The 15745-nt window shown below is 66.5% G+C and carries 11 protein-coding genes; 5 read left to right on the forward strand and 6 right to left on the reverse strand.

The features are described 5' to 3' along the window. Positions 1–12 precede the first annotated feature (12 nt). Positions 13–1032: a hypothetical protein gene (locus tag P2T60_RS17760; protein WP_276282457.1), complete on the forward strand. Its 1020-nt coding sequence runs from the start codon at positions 13–15 to the stop codon at positions 1030–1032. Between the two features lie 2 nt (positions 1033–1034). Beyond that, positions 1035–1676 carry a PH domain-containing protein gene (locus P2T60_RS17765; RefSeq protein ID WP_276282448.1) on the forward strand — a complete coding sequence of 214 codons (642 nt, stop codon included), beginning with the start codon at positions 1035–1037 and terminating at the stop codon, positions 1674–1676. Here P2T60_RS17765 and P2T60_RS17770 read toward each other — a convergent pair. Next, positions 1673–3037, reverse strand: a complete 1365-nt coding sequence (locus P2T60_RS17770; RefSeq protein ID WP_276282449.1) for an MmgE/PrpD family protein — start codon at positions 3035–3037, stop codon at positions 1673–1675. The genes P2T60_RS17765 and P2T60_RS17770 overlap by 4 nt on opposite strands. Positions 3038–3252: 215 nt before the next feature. Between P2T60_RS17770 and P2T60_RS17775 the strand changes: the two genes are divergently transcribed. Continuing rightward, positions 3253–4302, forward strand: coding sequence for a transposase (locus P2T60_RS17775; RefSeq protein WP_276282458.1), 1050 nt, complete (start codon positions 3253–3255; stop codon positions 4300–4302). 459 nt (positions 4303–4761) lie between these two features. Here the strand turns inward: P2T60_RS17775 and P2T60_RS17780 are convergent, their stop codons facing one another. From P2T60_RS17780 to P2T60_RS17790, 3 genes are all read right to left on the reverse strand, one after another. Beyond that, positions 4762–5733, reverse strand: coding sequence for a DUF3179 domain-containing protein (locus tag P2T60_RS17780; protein ID WP_276282451.1), 972 nt, complete (start codon positions 5731–5733; stop codon positions 4762–4764). 31 nt (positions 5734–5764) lie between these two features. Beyond that, entirely contained in the window at positions 5765–6283 is a 519-nt protein-coding gene (locus P2T60_RS17785) for a helix-turn-helix domain-containing protein (RefSeq protein ID WP_276282459.1), read from the reverse strand. A 141-nt stretch (positions 6284–6424) separates the two neighbouring features. Continuing rightward, positions 6425–8530: a BGTF surface domain-containing protein gene (locus P2T60_RS17790; protein ID WP_276282460.1), complete on the reverse strand. Its 2106-nt coding sequence runs from the start codon at positions 8528–8530 to the stop codon at positions 6425–6427. 521 nt (positions 8531–9051) lie between these two features. Between P2T60_RS17790 and P2T60_RS17795 the strand changes: the two genes are divergently transcribed. Next, entirely contained in the window at positions 9052–10455 is a 1404-nt protein-coding gene (locus P2T60_RS17795; protein WP_276282461.1) for an NAD-dependent succinate-semialdehyde dehydrogenase, read from the forward strand. 12 nt (positions 10456–10467) lie between these two features. Here the strand turns inward: P2T60_RS17795 and P2T60_RS17800 are convergent, their stop codons facing one another. Next, positions 10468–12054 carry an acetolactate synthase large subunit gene (locus P2T60_RS17800; RefSeq protein WP_276282462.1) on the reverse strand — a complete coding sequence of 529 codons (1587 nt, stop codon included), beginning with the start codon at positions 12052–12054 and terminating at the stop codon, positions 10468–10470. A gap of 394 nt (positions 12055–12448) precedes the next feature. Between P2T60_RS17800 and hflX the strand changes: the two genes are divergently transcribed. Further along, positions 12449–13741 (forward strand): GTPase HflX, encoded by a 1293-nt coding sequence (hflX, locus tag P2T60_RS17805; protein ID WP_276282463.1) that lies wholly within the window; start codon positions 12449–12451, stop codon positions 13739–13741. Between the two features lie 453 nt (positions 13742–14194). Here hflX and P2T60_RS17810 read toward each other — a convergent pair whose 3' ends face one another. Next, positions 14195–15721 (reverse strand): glycerate kinase type-2 family protein, encoded by a 1527-nt coding sequence (locus P2T60_RS17810; protein WP_276282464.1) that lies wholly within the window; start codon positions 15719–15721, stop codon positions 14195–14197. Between the last annotated feature and the right edge of the window lie 24 nt (positions 15722–15745).

Here is a 15745-nt window from a genome sequence, read left to right on the forward strand (position 1 = left end):
TGAGAAACGGATATGCAGAACTCGCCGACCCGCAGAGGTTTTCTCAGGGCGAGCGCCGCCGGAACGGTCGTGTCGGGGGCGCTCGTCGGTGGTTCCCGGTCAGTCGCCGCCGAGACGGTGACGCTGTCCGGGACCGTGACCGCCGAGAGCGGGGCCGACCTTCGGCGCGACGAAATCGACGCGTCGGGCCGGGACGCGTTCAAGGAGACCCGCATCGACGCCGACGGGAACTTCGAGGTGGAGGTTCCCGCGAGCGGTGAGTACAAACTCGGGTACTACAACGACGCCTCGAACATCGAATCGGGCGACACCCGGAACGGGTCGCCGCACATCTTCAACCTCGGCAAACAGTACGTCGGGACCGACCCGGTAGACATCGGGGTGGTGACGCTCCCGCGGGCGTACCCCGTGGACCTGCGCGTCCTCAAACCGAGCGGCGAACCGCTGATGGGCGCGCGAACCGACTACCGACACAGCGGATGGGGCGCGAGCGGGCGTCTCCTCGCGCTGAACACCGAAGGATACACCGTCATCGACGGCGCGACCCACACGGGACTCGAATTCGCCGAACACGTCACCGCCGAGGTGAAACCGCCCGCGGGCGACGAGTACGACGACGGCACCTACAAGCACACCGTGACCGTGGACCGACCCACCGAACTCACGGTGACGATAGGTGCCGACGGCGCGAAGTGGCAGGTCGAACGCGGCGAGAGGGGAACGACGGAGACGACCACCGACTCGGGGACGACAGCGACCACGACCCGCGAGCGGACGACCCGCGAGACCACGAGTCGCAGGACGACGCCGCCCGGGACCGCCCAGACGACGCGGGAAGTCCCGGTGAACGCCACGACCCGGCGCGGGACCCGAGAAGGCAACGAGTCGTCCGCGAAGTCCGAGCGGGGATTCTTCTCGAACGGGACCGGAACCAGCGACTTGGAGATGCTGAACGACCCGTTCGTGCTGACGGTCGGCGGGTTCGTCCTCTCGGCGGCGGGAATCGCCCACCAACTCGTGCGGGGGTACTGACCGTGGCCCGAGGCGCACCTGCGGTCTGGAGTACGGTCCTCGGTCTCCCGTTCGTCCTCGCCGGGGGATGGCTCTACGTCGGCCAGTCCGCCTACCCCGGGGTCGTCGGCCTGCCGTTCGCCTTCTTCGGCCTGTTCGTCGTCGGCATCGGCGCGTACGTCCACGCAGTCTCGCCGAGCGAACCACGGTTGGGCGACGACGAGGAACTGCTGGAGAAGCGCCACCCGACCCAGCGCGTGGCCCGGGTGAAAATCGCGGTGGGGCTTCCCCTGCTGGTAGCGACCGTCTATCTGCTGTTCTTCACCAGAGTCCCGTACGTCTACCCGACGGCGACGTTCGTCGTGGGTCTCTACGCCTTCTCGTCGGGGTTGTACACCTACTGGACCAACTCGCTGACGACCTACTACGTGACCTCCCGGCGCATCATCAAGGAGTATCGGTTCCTCTCGCTGGTCCGTCGGGAGATTCCCCGCGAAAAGGTCCGGGGCGTCCAAGAGCGCAAGTCGGCAATCGAGGCGCTGGTCGGACTCGGAAACGTCCTCGTCGCCAGCGGCGGCGGGCGCTCGCTGGAGATTCGGATGCGAAACATGGAGCAGTCCGAGTCGTTCGCCGACAGCATCCGGACGCTGATTTCGGAGTCCTAACCGAGTAGCGCGACCAAATCGGTAACGTCGCGGTCCTCCAACTGAAGCACGGTCTCGATTATCTCGTCGCGCTTGGCTTCGTCGTAGCGCATTCCGGCGGTTTCGTGGAATTTTCTCTCTATCTCGTCCCACGACATCGGGTCGTTGGGGTGGCCCTCGAAGTGGTCTTTCTCCACGAGGTAGGTGGTCCCGTCGGCCGTCTCGACGGCGACGACGGCGGGCATCTCGCCGTTCTCGAACCGGGCGGTGAGGTCCGAGTCCGCCGAGACTTCCACCTTCCGGAGGAGTTCCTGCACGTCGTCCCGGCGGATGCGCTCGGGGTCGTACTGGTCGTTGCCCATCTCGCGGTCCACCAGCGCCGCCGCGAGCATGTACGGCAGGGAGTGGTCTGCCTGCGCTTTGGTCTCGACTTCGTAGCGACTCCCCTCGCCGCCGCCGATGATGAGTTTCGCCCCGGCGAAGGTGTCGAGGCGAATCTTCTCCACCTCGTCGGGGTCGATGTCCTCGCGTTCGGCGAGTTCGATGACGCCCTCGACGGCGGACTGGGCGTACGTCTCGGCGACGTACTTTTTGGTCATCACGTCGTGGACGCGCTCCGCGGGCGTGAACTCGGCCTCGAAGTCGCCCGAAATCGTCTGTTTCCACCCCTTCTGGCCCTCGAAGAGGTTCTTCGGGCCGTCCATCCCGTGCTTGGCGAGGAACGCAGAGTAGACCGCGTTCCGGGCGGCGTTGGCCGACGCGATGCCCTTCCACTCCGAGATGCCCTCGGTTCGAGTGACGCGGAGGGCGTTGTGCCCGGTGCCCGCGATACCGATTGCCGACCGGAGGGGTTCGCGGTCCAAGCCCAGAATCGTCCCGGCACCGCAAGCAGCGGAAATCACGGTGTGGGTAACGTGGTCCCACCCGCGGTCACGGACCGGCGCGTTCCACGCGAGCGCGCCCTGCACCTCGTAGGCCACGCCGACGGCGGTCAGGAGGTCCTCCCCGGAAGCGTCGGCGTACTCCCCGCAGGCGAGTATTCCGGCGACGTTGTCGCTCGGGTGGGGCGTCTCGCCGGGCGCGAGAAACGAGTCCATGTAGTCGAGATAGCGCACGAGCGCCGTGTTGTACATCGTCGCGTCGGGCGGCGAGGCGACTGCCTCGCCGCCCGCGTCCGACCCCACACCCCAGAGCGTACACCCCTCGCCGCCGAACTCGGTCACGGTGTCGCGGACGACGCCGACGGGTTCTTCCTCCATCGCGGCGACGGCGATGCCCAGCGAGTCGGCGACCCGTTTTTTGAGTTCGTCTACGGTGTCGTCGGTCATGTCCTCGAATTCGAGACTCAGCGCGAAGTCGGCGATGTCGGCGGTGGTGGTCATGGTGGCCGTGCGACGGTCGCCGGGAAAAAACGGGCCGTGCGTTCAGTCGGAAACACGGGTTGAAGCGGCGGTAAGGTCGGATTACGAAAGTGCGAGGAGAAAGCCTCGCTCTTCAGGTCGGGGATGAATCCGACAGTTGGTGAAACAAACCACGACAGCAGCATGGCCGGATATTCCAATAGATGCTTGGGAAAGTAGATTAAATTACCTATATAATGGTCGCGGTGACTGTCACCGCGAAGTTCCACAACCCATCCCTCTCACGGCGCAAAGAGTGGCAACACGCCTCTCGACTCTACCGTGACACCAAACAGTTCTGTATCAACGGATGGGAAAACGGAGACTTCGGCAAATCCGTGACCACCGCCAGCATCGACAACGGACTCTACTCGGCTATCCAGAACCAAGCCATTCGAGGGGCGAAATCCGACCACAACAAGGACGGAGCGGTTCGATACCGAGAGAGTCAACCGTTCGCCGTCAACAACCAGAACTGGGAACTCGACATGACCGAGAACGGAACGGTCGTCGTCGGCTTCCCATGCGTCTCCCAATGGTGGTACACACCCATCGAGGTGTACGACGAGATTGCCGACCCCGTAGACCGACTGGTCGAGGGTGACGCAAAGAAGACGCGCCTGCAAGTGTACCGTCGCGGAGACGACTGGTATTGTACGTTCAACGTCGAGTACGACACCGATACGTCGGGTGAGACGCCCATCGGTGTCGATATTGGTGAACGGCACATCCTCGCGGTGACGGCCTACGGTGAAGACGAGTCGATGCTCGTGTCGGGTGGTGAGGCGAAGTACGTTCGACGCAAATATCGTTCCCTACGCGATTCGCTTTCACAAGCGGGTGCGCTTCGCGCACGTAACCGTGTGGGTGACAAAGAACGGCGTCGAATCAGAGACCTGAATCACAACCTCTCCCGTCGTCTCATCACGTTCGCCGAACAGTTCGAGAACCCCGTCACTCGGATGGAAGACCTCGAAGGTATCCGCGAGAACAGCTCGTGGTCAGGTGTCCACTCGTGGCACTTCCACCAACTCCAACAGTTCATCACGTACAAAGCCGAACGCGCCGGTATCCGTGTCGAGAAGGTTGACGCCTACCACACGAGTCAGCGGTGTTCGGCGTGTGGCTCGATGGGAACCCGTGATGGCGACCACTTTTCGTGTTCGGAGTGCAACCGTGGACGACACGCCGACCTGAACGCTTCGGAGAACATCGCACAAAGGGAGGGAGAACCATTCACTGCCTAACACTTCGGATGAGGCGAACCGTGCTACCTCGCTGGTTGAATAGCCAGCCGTCTTTGACGCTCGCTGTATGCGGGAAGGAAGGCCCCATTGACAGGGCTACACGCGCTGAAAAGCACACCGTTGGTCACAACTCGGTGGCAACCTTCGACGGGTCACGCGAAAGCGTACTTGAACCCCGAGGAAACGCGCAACCTGAATATCCCCTTCGGGGAATCCTCGCCCTTTAGGCCGGGGAGGATGTCAAGCGCGGGGAATCGCGGCTATGAATACGGCGTAGAGACATGAAATCCATTGTTTTAGACGTGTTTTCAGTTGTTTGAGAAAGGAATAAGTGTCTCTCCGGAGGAGCGTGCGCTCGTCTCGACCCACCACCGGGATGGACGATACCCGCCCGCTCGCGGTCCCGCGAGCGGGCGGGACTTTGAAACGTTCTTCCGGCGGCGACTTCCAGCGGTCCCGTCACTCCGCCGACCAGAACGCGCCGTCGCCGTGGTCGTCGCGCCACGCGAACGCGAACAGTCGTCTCGCCGCCACGCGCGCCAGTTTCCGGCCGTCGTCGCTCTCGCCGGTCGCGCCGTCCCACCGGGCACCGTCGGCCGAGAAGACGCCCGCTTCGCCCGCCGCCTCGAACTCGTAGCCCGGATTCTCGAAGGCGTGAATCCCGTCGGGAGCGGCGAACACCGCGAGGTCTCGGTCGCCGACCGTCGCGCGTGCGACCCCGCCCGCGCGCTCGACCCGCGGGAGCGGGAACCCGAGCGCGCTGTCGCTTTCGCTCGCTTCGACGCCCAGCACGACCGTCTTGGGGTCCAAGTCCTCACGACTCCACTCCCGGCCGCCCTCGCCGCGGTGGGCCGCGAGTCCGAACCCGTCGCCCTCGAAGTAGTCGGCGTAGGGCGCGTCGTCGTACTCGATGGGTTCGGGGTCGTCGCCGGGTCCGCTGGCCTCGCTCTCGCCGCCGGGTCGCCGGAGGACCCGCCCGTCGTACTCCGCGCGGAAGCGCTCGTAGGTCGTCACCGACGAGGGCCGGACCCGGAGCGACTCGCCCGCCAACTCGCCCGCGATGGCCTCGCCGAGCGACTGCTTCCACTCCGAGTCGGTCCCGCGGTCGTACATCACCAAGTCGTCGTCGGCGAGTTTGCCCGACACGCCGAACTCCAGCACCCGGTCGCCGACTCCGCGGTCGTACACCACCGCGCTCCCGCAGAGCGGGCACCACGTCACCGCGATTGGGTCGCCGCCGAGTTCGTCGTTGACGATTTCGTGGTAGTGCAGGATTCGGACCGGATAGGCCCGGACCTCGCGGTCCTCGCCGTCGCCGTCGCTCTCGACCACGATTACCTCGTCGTCCGGGTCGCCGAAGTAGTCCGGGCCGAACTCCGGGTCGTCCACGCTCGGAATCGCGTCCCGCGGGATGACCTGCCTGACGTTCATCGACGGGGGTTCGGACGCGGGACTCAAAACGCTACCCGTCCCAGTAGATGCTGGCCTGTTCGTCGCCTGCGTCGCCGTCGGCGCGCGCCAGCGCGTCCAACTTCTCGCGGTTGACGTGTTCCACGATGTCGAGCGCCTCGTCCGTCCACGCGAGGAGACCGACGGTAAGCCGACGCCGGACCTCCTCGACCGGGACCGGCGAGTAGACGTGGACGTACCCGCCCTCCTTCAGGAGTCGCTGGCGCTTGTCCAGCACCCCGATGTCGGTCAGGTGGTTCAACTGCCTGCCGACGGTACTCCGGTCGATACCGAGTCGGTCGGCGATGTCGGCCGCGGTCGATTCGCCGTCCTCCATCAGACAGAGACACACCTTCAGTCCCGTCTCGGAGATGCCGAACACCTCGCGGAGGACCCCCGAGAGGTCGGGATGTTCGACCGGCGTGGCTTCGACTGCACTCGCCGACTCGTCACAACACGACGGGTCCCCGAACGACACTTCGCCGCACTCGTCGCAGACGTACACCCCTGATTCCGTGCGACTCTCACTCATACAGGTCGGTTCGTCGGGCGTCTACATGACCGTTCGGTGAGCGACGGGTGAGTCGGTTTCCAGCGGTAACGTCCCCGGCGTGGGTTCACCGCGGCGACACCGAACGCCGGTCCGCGGTGCGGACCGGCGACGGGTCGGAGTTCAGCGCCGACGGGTCGCAAGCGCGCTTCCCGCGAGCAGGACCGCGAGTCCGAGCAGGAGCGACACCGAACCGAAACCGGCGGCGGGTGCGCTCGCGGCCGCTACCGTCGTCGTCTCTGCCGTCGTCGTCTCGGGTTCCGCGGGCGTCTCGGTCTCCGCCCCCGCCGCAGTCGTCGTCTCTTCCTCGGCGGTGGTTTCCTCGTCCGCACCCGCCGCGCCGTCCGCGGCAGTCGTCGTGGTCGTCGTCTCGCCGTCAGCGCCAGCATCCTCACCAGCGCCAGCATCCTCACCAGCGCCGCCGCCATCGCCGACCGAACCGGTCGCGTTGGCGCGTGGTTCGTTCGTCGAGACCGTGAAGTTCGTACCCGGCGGCACGTCCGAGAAGTCGAACGTTGCCTGCCACGTCCCGTCCTCGGAGACGGTCGCGGTCTGGCGCTTCAGGAACGGGTTCCGGCCGGTGTTGGTGGCCTCCACGGTCAGTTCCGTACCCGGCGCGACCGAACTCCGACCGGAGACCGTCACGTCGCTCGCCGAGGCGACCCGAACCGGTTGCTCGAACGAGACGTTTCGTTCGACCACCGTGAAGTTCGTCACCAGCGAGGTGGCGTTTCCGGGTTCGACGTACGGGTTCTGGGCCGTAATCGTGAAGTTCGCTCGGTAGGTCGAACCCGACTCGAGGTTGTTCGAGTCGAAGACCAAGAAGAGTTGGTTGCCCGACTCGTCTATCAAGAGGTTTCCGAGGTCGAGCGGTATCTCCTCGGACGGTTGGTTGATTTCGCCGACGCGGGTCAGCGACATCGACAGGCCCGTCCGGTTGTCGTTGAGGTCCGAGAGGTTCCGGACGTACCCGTAGAGACCCGACGCCTGCACCTGAACGATTGCCCAGTCCTGATACGCCACGTCTCGGTCCTGCGAGGCGACTTCCGCTAGCCGGGCCACGCTTCCGACGCTCTCGCGGTCGGGCGCGGTCCACGTCCGGATGGCGTCGGTCGAACGCTCGCTCAGAAGTATCGACCCCACGTCGGTCCGCGTACTCCCGACGAACACCTCGACGGGGTACGCCGCGGTGTCGAGGCGACCGGGAATCGGGTCGGTCCGGAGTCGGAAGTCGGTCAGTTCGTCCTCGCCGAGAACCGAGATTCCGGGCGTGTCCGGCGACGTACCGGCCCGGAAGGTGTCGACTCGGACGGTGGCAACGCCGTCGCCGTCCGAATCGACCACGGTGAACCGCGAGCGGTAGCCGACCCCTCTGGACCCCACCGCGACCGTCGCGCGGTCGGTCCCGTCGAAACTCACGTTGAACTCGGCCACGTCGCCTCGCTGTTCCACGACGCTCCCGTTCGACAGGGACGCGGTGCCCTCGGCCGGTTCGGTCACGGTTATCGAGACGTCGTCGGTCGCGGTGCCGTCGGAGGTGAACACCGTGACGTTGTACGTACCCGGTTCGACGCCGGTGAAGTTGGCGTCGAAAACCGCGTCGGCGCTCGCGTTCTGGGTGGCGACCGCTCGGCCGTCACGGACCTCGACCGACGGGAACACGTCGGCCAACTGCGACGGAGTTAGCTGGTCCGAAAAGAGGTAGAACCCGTAGTTCGCGCGATTCGACTGGAGTCTGAGGTCGGTTCTGGCGTCGGGGCTGTCGCCGTTCTGGACCACCGTGTCCGTGAAGGTGGCGTCGAGCGACTGGTTGGCGATTTCGAAGCCCGCCTGCTGGACTCCGGCGACACCCTGTGCGACCCCGTTCCCGAAGACGACCGGTCGCTCGTTCTCGTCCACGACGACGTAGCGGCCGTCTAAGTTGTTCGCGGAGAACACCGCCGACCCGTTGCCGTCCAGCAACACCTCCGTAGCGAGTCCGCCGACCTGTCCGTTCTCGACGCGGTGGACCGCCCAGACTTCGCTGGCGTTGGCCGACCCCGCGGAGAACCGCAGGAACTGGCCTTCCCAGAATACTTCGCCGGAATCGACGGCAACGTCGGCCAAGCCGCCGTCTTGTCGCTGATACGTAGTCTCTGCGCCCGACATCGTGGCACCGGTGATTCCCGCCGTCGCCGCGCTGACGACGAGCAGTGCTGTCAGTAGTACACTCGTGCGTGTTCGTGTCATCTTCCCCATTTCCCCCTCCCGCACAATCATCTCCCGAACGGTCGTGCGGGCGTTCGTCGGAATTTCGGCGAAATCCGATAAGTATCTTGTGACGGTAGGGTCAGCTTGCGCTCGGATAAAGAGAGCTTAGCCCGGCGAACGCGGGACAACTGCCCGGCGTATCCCCCAGTTGTCCGGTCCGGCGCGCGGGCGCGACCGCTCGCGGGTCGCGCTCCATCGCGCGAGGGGCGAGCGAGTGACCGCAGGGAGCGAGCGAGTCGGTTGGGGAGGTGTGTGGTCCGCGGTCGCGGTCTCACTGTCGTCGGCGTCAGTGGCAGTCTCTGCGGTGCGGTCGCGGCGGGGTCCGAACCGCACGCGGAGACCGCCACCGGACGCGCTCGGAGACCGCCGTCGGAACGGCTAGACAACGAAAGACAATTTCTAGAGCAATATATACAATTTGAAAACAAATCTAGATGCGTCCGAAAGACCGCCAATCGCGCCCGAAGCTACAACCCGCTGGGCGGCGTACTTCGCCCGTCATGGACCGCACGAATCCCGCGACCGGCGAGTCGCTCGAACCGATAGCCGACGACTCCGAGGACGACGTAGACGCCGCGTTAGACGCCGCGACCGAGACCTTCGCGGAGTGGAGAGACGTGCCGATTCGCAAGCGCCAGCGACTGCTGGAGAACGCCGCGGACGTACTCCGCGAGAACGAGGACGAGTACGCCGAGTTGATGACCAGAGAGATGGGCAAGACGCTCGCGTCGGCCCGGTCGGAGGTCCGGAAGTGCGCGTGGGTGTGTGACTACTACGCCGAGAACGCCGCGGACTTCCTCGACGCCGAGCGTCGTCCCGGCCCGGCCCACGCCGAGACTTCCGTCTCCTACGAACCCATCGGACCGGTTCTGGCGGTCATGCCGTGGAACTTCCCGTTCTGGCAGGTGTTCCGGTTCGCCGCGCCCCACCTCACCGCGGGCAACGTCGGCCTGCTCAAACACGCCTCGAACGTGCCGGGGTGCGCGCAGGCGATTCAGGAAGTCTTCGAGCGGGCGGGCTATCCGGAGGGCGTCTTCCAGTCGCTCGTCGTCCACTCCGACCGCGCAGAGCGGGTCATCGAGGACGACAGGGTGGTGGCGGTGACGCTCACCGGGAGCGCGCGAGCCGGTCGGTCGGTGGCGAAGACGGCAGGCGAGAACCTCAAGAAGTCGGTCCTCGAACTCGGCGGGTCGGACCCCTTCGTGGTGCTGGACGACGCGGACCTCGACGCCGCCGCGAAGACCGGCGCGCAGGCCCGGACCATCAACGCCGGGCAGTCGTGCATCGCGGCCAAGCGGTTCGTCGTCCACACCGACGTGTACGACGAGTGGCTCGACACGTTCGTCGCCGAGATGGACGACCTGACCGTGGGCGACCCGACCGACGACGACACCGACCTCGGCCCGCAGGCCCGCGAGGACCTGCTGGAGACGCTCCACGAGCAGATTCGGGACACCGTAGACGAAGGCGCGACCCTCGAACTCGGCGGCGAACCCCTCGACCGGGAGGGCTTTTACTACCCGCCGACGGTGCTGGCCGACGTGCCCCGCGACTCGGTGGCCGCCTGCGAGGAGGTGTTCGGTCCCGCCGCGGCCGTCTTCGAAGTCGAGAGCGAGGAGGAGGCAATCGAACTCGCCAACGACACCCACCTCGGTCTCGGCGCGTCGGTGTGGACCGAGGACTTGGAGAGAGGCGAGCGAGTCGCCCACCGCCTCGACGCGGGCATGACCTTCGTCAACGAACTCGTGAAGTCCGACCCCCGAGTCCCCTTCGGCGGCGTGAAGGATTCGGGCTACGGCCGGGAACTCGCCGAACACGGCATCGAGGAGTTCGTGAACAAGAAGACGGTGTGGGTCCAAGAGACCGACGCGAGCGACGAGGACGTGGACGTGACCATCGAGTAGCGACCGGCGGGGCTACTCCAACACGACTTCCACTAGCGACATCTCGTTGCTCGGAATCGCCGCGGTCAGCGCGTCCTCCAGTTCCCGCCACCCGTCCGGTCGGTAGGCTTCGATGCCGAAGCTCTCGGCGAACGTCTGGAAGTCCGGGTTCCCGATTTCGGTGCCGAAGTGTTCGCCGCGATGCTCCAGTTGTTCCTCGGTGATGAGTCGGTACTCGTCGTCGCGGAACAGCAGAATCGTGTAGCCACACCCAATCCGAGTCGCCGTCTCGATTTCCGCGGCGTTCATCATGAATCCGCCGTCACCCGTGGCGGCGACGACGTTCGATTCGACCGCGAGGTCCGCGGCGAGTCCGCCCGGCACCGAGATGCCCATCGAGGCGAGTCCGTTCGAGACGATGCAGGTGTTGGGTTCGTAGGTCACGAAGTTCTGGGCGATAGCCATCTTGTGGCTTCCAACGTCCGAGAGCAGTACGTCGTCGTCGGCCATCGCCTCGCGGAGGACCGGCAGAACCGTCTTCACGGCGAAGGGGTCGCCCTCGTCGTGGTCGGGATTCACGTCCGCCAGCAGGTGGTCGCGCAGGTCGTCGTACCAGTCGGTCTCGAAGGTGGCGTCGATTTCGCCGCAACAGGCGTTCAGTTCCCGAATCGCCGACGAGATGTCCGAGACGACTTCCACGTCGGGGTTGTAGTGTTCGTACACCTCCGCGGGTTCGCTGTCCACGTGGACGATGGTCGTCTCGGCGCTCGGATTCCAGTCGGCGGGGTCGTGTTCGGCGATGTCGTAGCCCACCGTAATCACGAGGTCGGCCGACTCGATGGCGTCGGAGGCCTCTTCGTGTTCGCCCGAGTCGAGCGTGAGCAGGGAGTGGTCGTCGTCGTCCGAGACTGCGCCTTTCCCCATGTAGGTCGCCGTGACCGGCAGGTCGTAGTCGCGGACGAAGGTGCGCAACTCCTCGCTGGCGTCGGTCCGGACCGCGCCGTTGCCCGCGATGACGATGGGGCGGTCGGCGTCCGCGAGCAGTTCCCGCACCCGGTCGAGCGACGGCACGTCGGGTTCGGGGCGGCGGACCCGACCTCGGGACTCCATCGGTCGCACGTCGCACTCGTCGTACGCCACGTCCTCGGGGAGTTCGAGGTGGGTCGCGCCGGGTTTCTCGTACTCGGCGGTCTTGAACGCCTTCCGGACCGACTCGTGGACGACGCCGGAGTCGGAAATCCGGGCGTTCCACTTCGTCACCGGTCCGAACATGTCCACCACGTCGAGCGTCTGGTGGCTCTCCTTGTGAAGACTCTCCAGACCGCCCTGTCCGGTGACGGCGACCAGTGGTGCCTTGTCGAGGTTGGCGTCGGCGACGCCGGTCAGGAGGTTGGTCGCCCCCGGCCCGAGCGTCGAGAGGCAGACGCCCGCGTCCCCGGTCAGTCGCCCCCACACGTCGGCCATGAAAGCCGCGCCCTGTTCGTGGCGAACCGGGACGAAGGTCACGTCCGAGTCCCGGAGCGCGAACATCGTCGCCTCGTTCTCCTCGCCCGGCAATCCGAAGACGTACTCGACGCCCTCGGTTTCGAGTCCCGCCACGAGAACCTCCGCGGTGTTCATGACACCGGCGTACGACTTCCTGACTCATAGGTCCGGTTGCCGATTACGCACGCGCAAAGAACTTATTTAAGCTCGAAACGGCTTCGCCGGTCCGGATTCACCCGTCGCTCCCCAAATTTTTATAATAGATACCGAACAACTGCCGGTACGGACGAATGAAGACCTCTCTCCTCCGTCGCTGACCGGACGAACGTCCGCGGCCACGTCGTCGCGCCGATGGCAGTAGCGCCCGCCGTCGGATTTAGACTCGCGTCGAGTTCTCGCTCGTCGCCGCGAACCCGCAGGGCGTCGTCCGGTTCCGGTCCGCGATTCGGTCGCCGCGAGACCCAGAGCGTCTCGCGCGACGAGTTGCCGGGGAAGCGACGAGCAATCGCCCACCATCGACCCACTCCACATGTCACCCGACGCAAGCACACAGTCCCGAGACGCAGTTATCGCAAAGCGAACCGTAGACGACCGACCGACCACCGACGAGATTCGAAAACTGGCCGACGCCGCAGGCTACGACCCCGTGGCCGAAGTGACCCAGATTCGCTCGGAGGCCGCCGCGACCAACCTCGGACCCGGAAAGGCCGAGGAGTTGGCCGAAGTGGTCGCCGAGACGGACGCGGGAGTCGTCGTCGTAGACAACGACCTGTCGGCGTCCCAAACCCGCGAACTCGTCGAGACGTGTCCCGAGGGCACCGAAGTCCTCGACAGACACCGACTCGTCCTCGACATCTTCGAGGAACAGGCCGGGAGCAAGCGCGCGAAGTTGCAGGTCGAACGCGCCCAGTTGGAGTACGACCTGCCCCGGATTCGTGAGCGCATCACCCGCGAGTTGGCGGGCGAGAACCTCGCTCACGACGAGAAGGGCGGCCAGCGCGTCCGCGACGTGGAACAGCGAATCGACGAACTCGACCGGAAACTCGCCGAACTCGGCGACGACGCCGAGACCCGCCGCGAGCGCAGACGCGAGGAAGGCTTCGAGTTCGTGGCGCTCGCTGGCTACACCAACGTCGGGAAATCGACGCTCCTGCACCGACTCGCCGACGAACTCGACTTCGAGACCGACGACGACCACGAGGACCTCGACGGCACGGCCGAAATCGAGGACCGCCTGTTCAAGACCCTCGACACGACCACGCGCCGGGCCACCATCGGGGACCGCCGAACGCTCGTGACCGACACCGTGGGGTTCGTAGACGACCTTCCCCACGAGTTGGTCGAGTCGTTCCACGGCACCCTCTCGGCGACCGAATCGGCCGACTGCGCGGTGTTGGTCGCCGACGCCAGTGACCCGCCAGCGGAACTCCGCCGGAAGGTCGAGACGAGTCTCGACCTGCTCGAAGACGCGGAGGGCGAGGTGCTGGCGGTCCTGAACAAGGCCGACCTGCTCGACGCCGACGAACTCGCCGAGCGAGAGCGCGCGTTCGAGGCGTTCTCGCTCGACCCCATCGCAGTCAGCGCGGTCGAAGATTGGAACCTCGATACGCTCCGCGAGCGCATCGCCGACGCGCTTCCCGACCGCCGGGAGACCGAACTCCGCCTTCCGAACGACGACGACGCGATGAGCGTCGTGTCGTGGCTCTACGACCGCGCGGACGTGCGCGACGTGACCTACGGCGACGAGGTGCGCGTCGAGTTCGCCGCGAAGGAGTCCGTAATCGAAAAGGCGCGGGCGAAGGCCGAGACGGTGGACGTGTAGGGGTTCGCTTCGCGGTTTCCGGTCGCGGTCGCGGTTGCGGTCGTCGTTGCGGATGCGGTTGCGGTCGCTGTCGCGGATGCGGTTGCGGTCGGTGTTGCTGTGCGGTTTTGATTGGCTCAAGCAGTCACGGTCACGGTTGTAGTCACAGTCGTCGCAGTCGCGGAGGTGGTCGTCGTTGCGGATGCGGTTGCGGTCGCTGTTGCTGTACGGTCCTGATTGGCTCAAGTAGTCGCAGTCACGGTTGTAGTCGTCGCCGTCGCTATTGCGGTTGCGGTCGTCGGTGCGGCCCTGATTGGTTCCAGCGTAGTCGGACGAGTCTCCGACGACTGCACCCGTCGTTTTCCGGCACACTCCCCCGACGCTCACACCGCAACAGCACCGACCGACGGACTCACGAACGCGGCTTAGAGAATGATTTTTGTTTCTCAAAGAACGATTTCTAATTCTTTTCACTCACAAATCCGTGTCTCGTCCGCCGTCGGCGACCACCATCACGCGCAGGTCGTTGACGTTCGTACCGGTCGGACCCGTCCGAATCGCGCAGTTGGCGTCGGCCAGCGGGCAGAGCGCGTCGTTGTCGGCCAGCGCGTCGCGGGCCGCGGTCGGCGAGAGTCGTCCGTCGGCCGACGCCGCGGCGTCGGCCGACTCGCGGCCGCGGTCGGTTGGTTCGCCCGGCTCGCCTTCGTTGCCGGATTCCCCGGACGCACGTCCGACCGTCGCCGCGTCAACCAGCGCACCCGCCACGTCGGTTCCGCCGTCGCGTCCGTCGGTGTCCACGCTGGCGAGGACGACGGGCGCGGACGCCTCGGCGTCCGCGCCCGCCGCGTCCCCGGCGTCGAGTTCGAGCGCCCACGAGAGCGCGAACTCCAGATTCGGGCCGCCCTCGCCGTCGCCGCGGACCGTCACCGTCGTCTCACCGCCCGAGAGAACCACCGCGGGCGGTTCGACCGGGTTGCCGGTCGCTCGGATTTCCTCGGCGACGGCGGCGTGGGTCGCGGCGGCCTCCCGCGCCTCGCCGCGGACCCGCGAGGAGAGGACGAGCGGCGCGTACCCCGCGTCGTCGGCGACTTCGGCCGCCGCGCGCAGGGCAGTCATCCCGTCCGCGAGGACGTGGACCGAGACGCGCTCGAAGGCCGGGTGGCCCGGTTTCGGCGTCTCCGGGACTTCGCCGCGCCTCCCGCGCTCCAACCGCTCGCGGACCGCCGCGGGCGCGTCGATACCGTAGCGGTCCAGCACGCCGAGTGCATCCCGGTACGTCGTCTCGTCGGGCGAGAGCGGACCGCTGGCGATGGTTCCGAGGTCGTCTCCCACCACGTCGCTCAGCGCGAGACCCACCACCGTCGCGGGGGCCGCGCGCTCGGCGAGTCGGCCGCCCTTGAGCGCCGAGCAGTGCTTGCGGACCGCGTTGATTTCGCCGATGGTCGCGCCGCTCTCCAGCAGGTCGGTCGTAGTCGCTTGCAGGTCCGCCAGCGAGATTCCCTCGGCCGGGGCCGGGAGGAGCGCGCTCCCGCCGCCGGTCACGACCGCCAAAATCAGCGTGTCGGCCGTCGCTTCGTCGGCCAACGCCAGCACGCGGCGCGCCGCGGAGACCCCGCGCTCGCTCGGCACCGGGTGGTCGCCCGCCAGCGCGTCGATTCGGCCCGGCGAGTCGCCGGGGTCGTCGGTCACGACCGCACCACGGAGGTCGGAGACGCGCTCGCCCAGAATCGAATCCAGCGCGTCTGCGACTCCGGCGGCGGCCTTGCCGCCGCCGAGGACGACCACCTCCTCGTAGTCCGCGAGGTCGTAGGACTCTCCCGAGACGGTCAGCGTCCGGCCGTCGTCGCCGAGTTCGACCGCCTCTCGGACGACTCGGCGGGGTCGCGCGGCCGCGACGCCCGCGGTCACGCAGTCGAGCGCGAGCGCGCGGGGTGACGAGTTCGTGCGGGGTGACGAGTCCGCGTGAGACGCCGCCGCGAGTTCGCCGCGGTTCCGTATCATCGGCGGCGCTTCGGGGGCGAGTCG

Origin of the sequence: Halorussus caseinilyticus (assembly GCF_029338395.1) — an archaeon.
Taxonomy (GTDB): Archaea; Halobacteriota; Halobacteria; order Halobacteriales; family Haladaptataceae; genus Halorussus; species Halorussus caseinilyticus.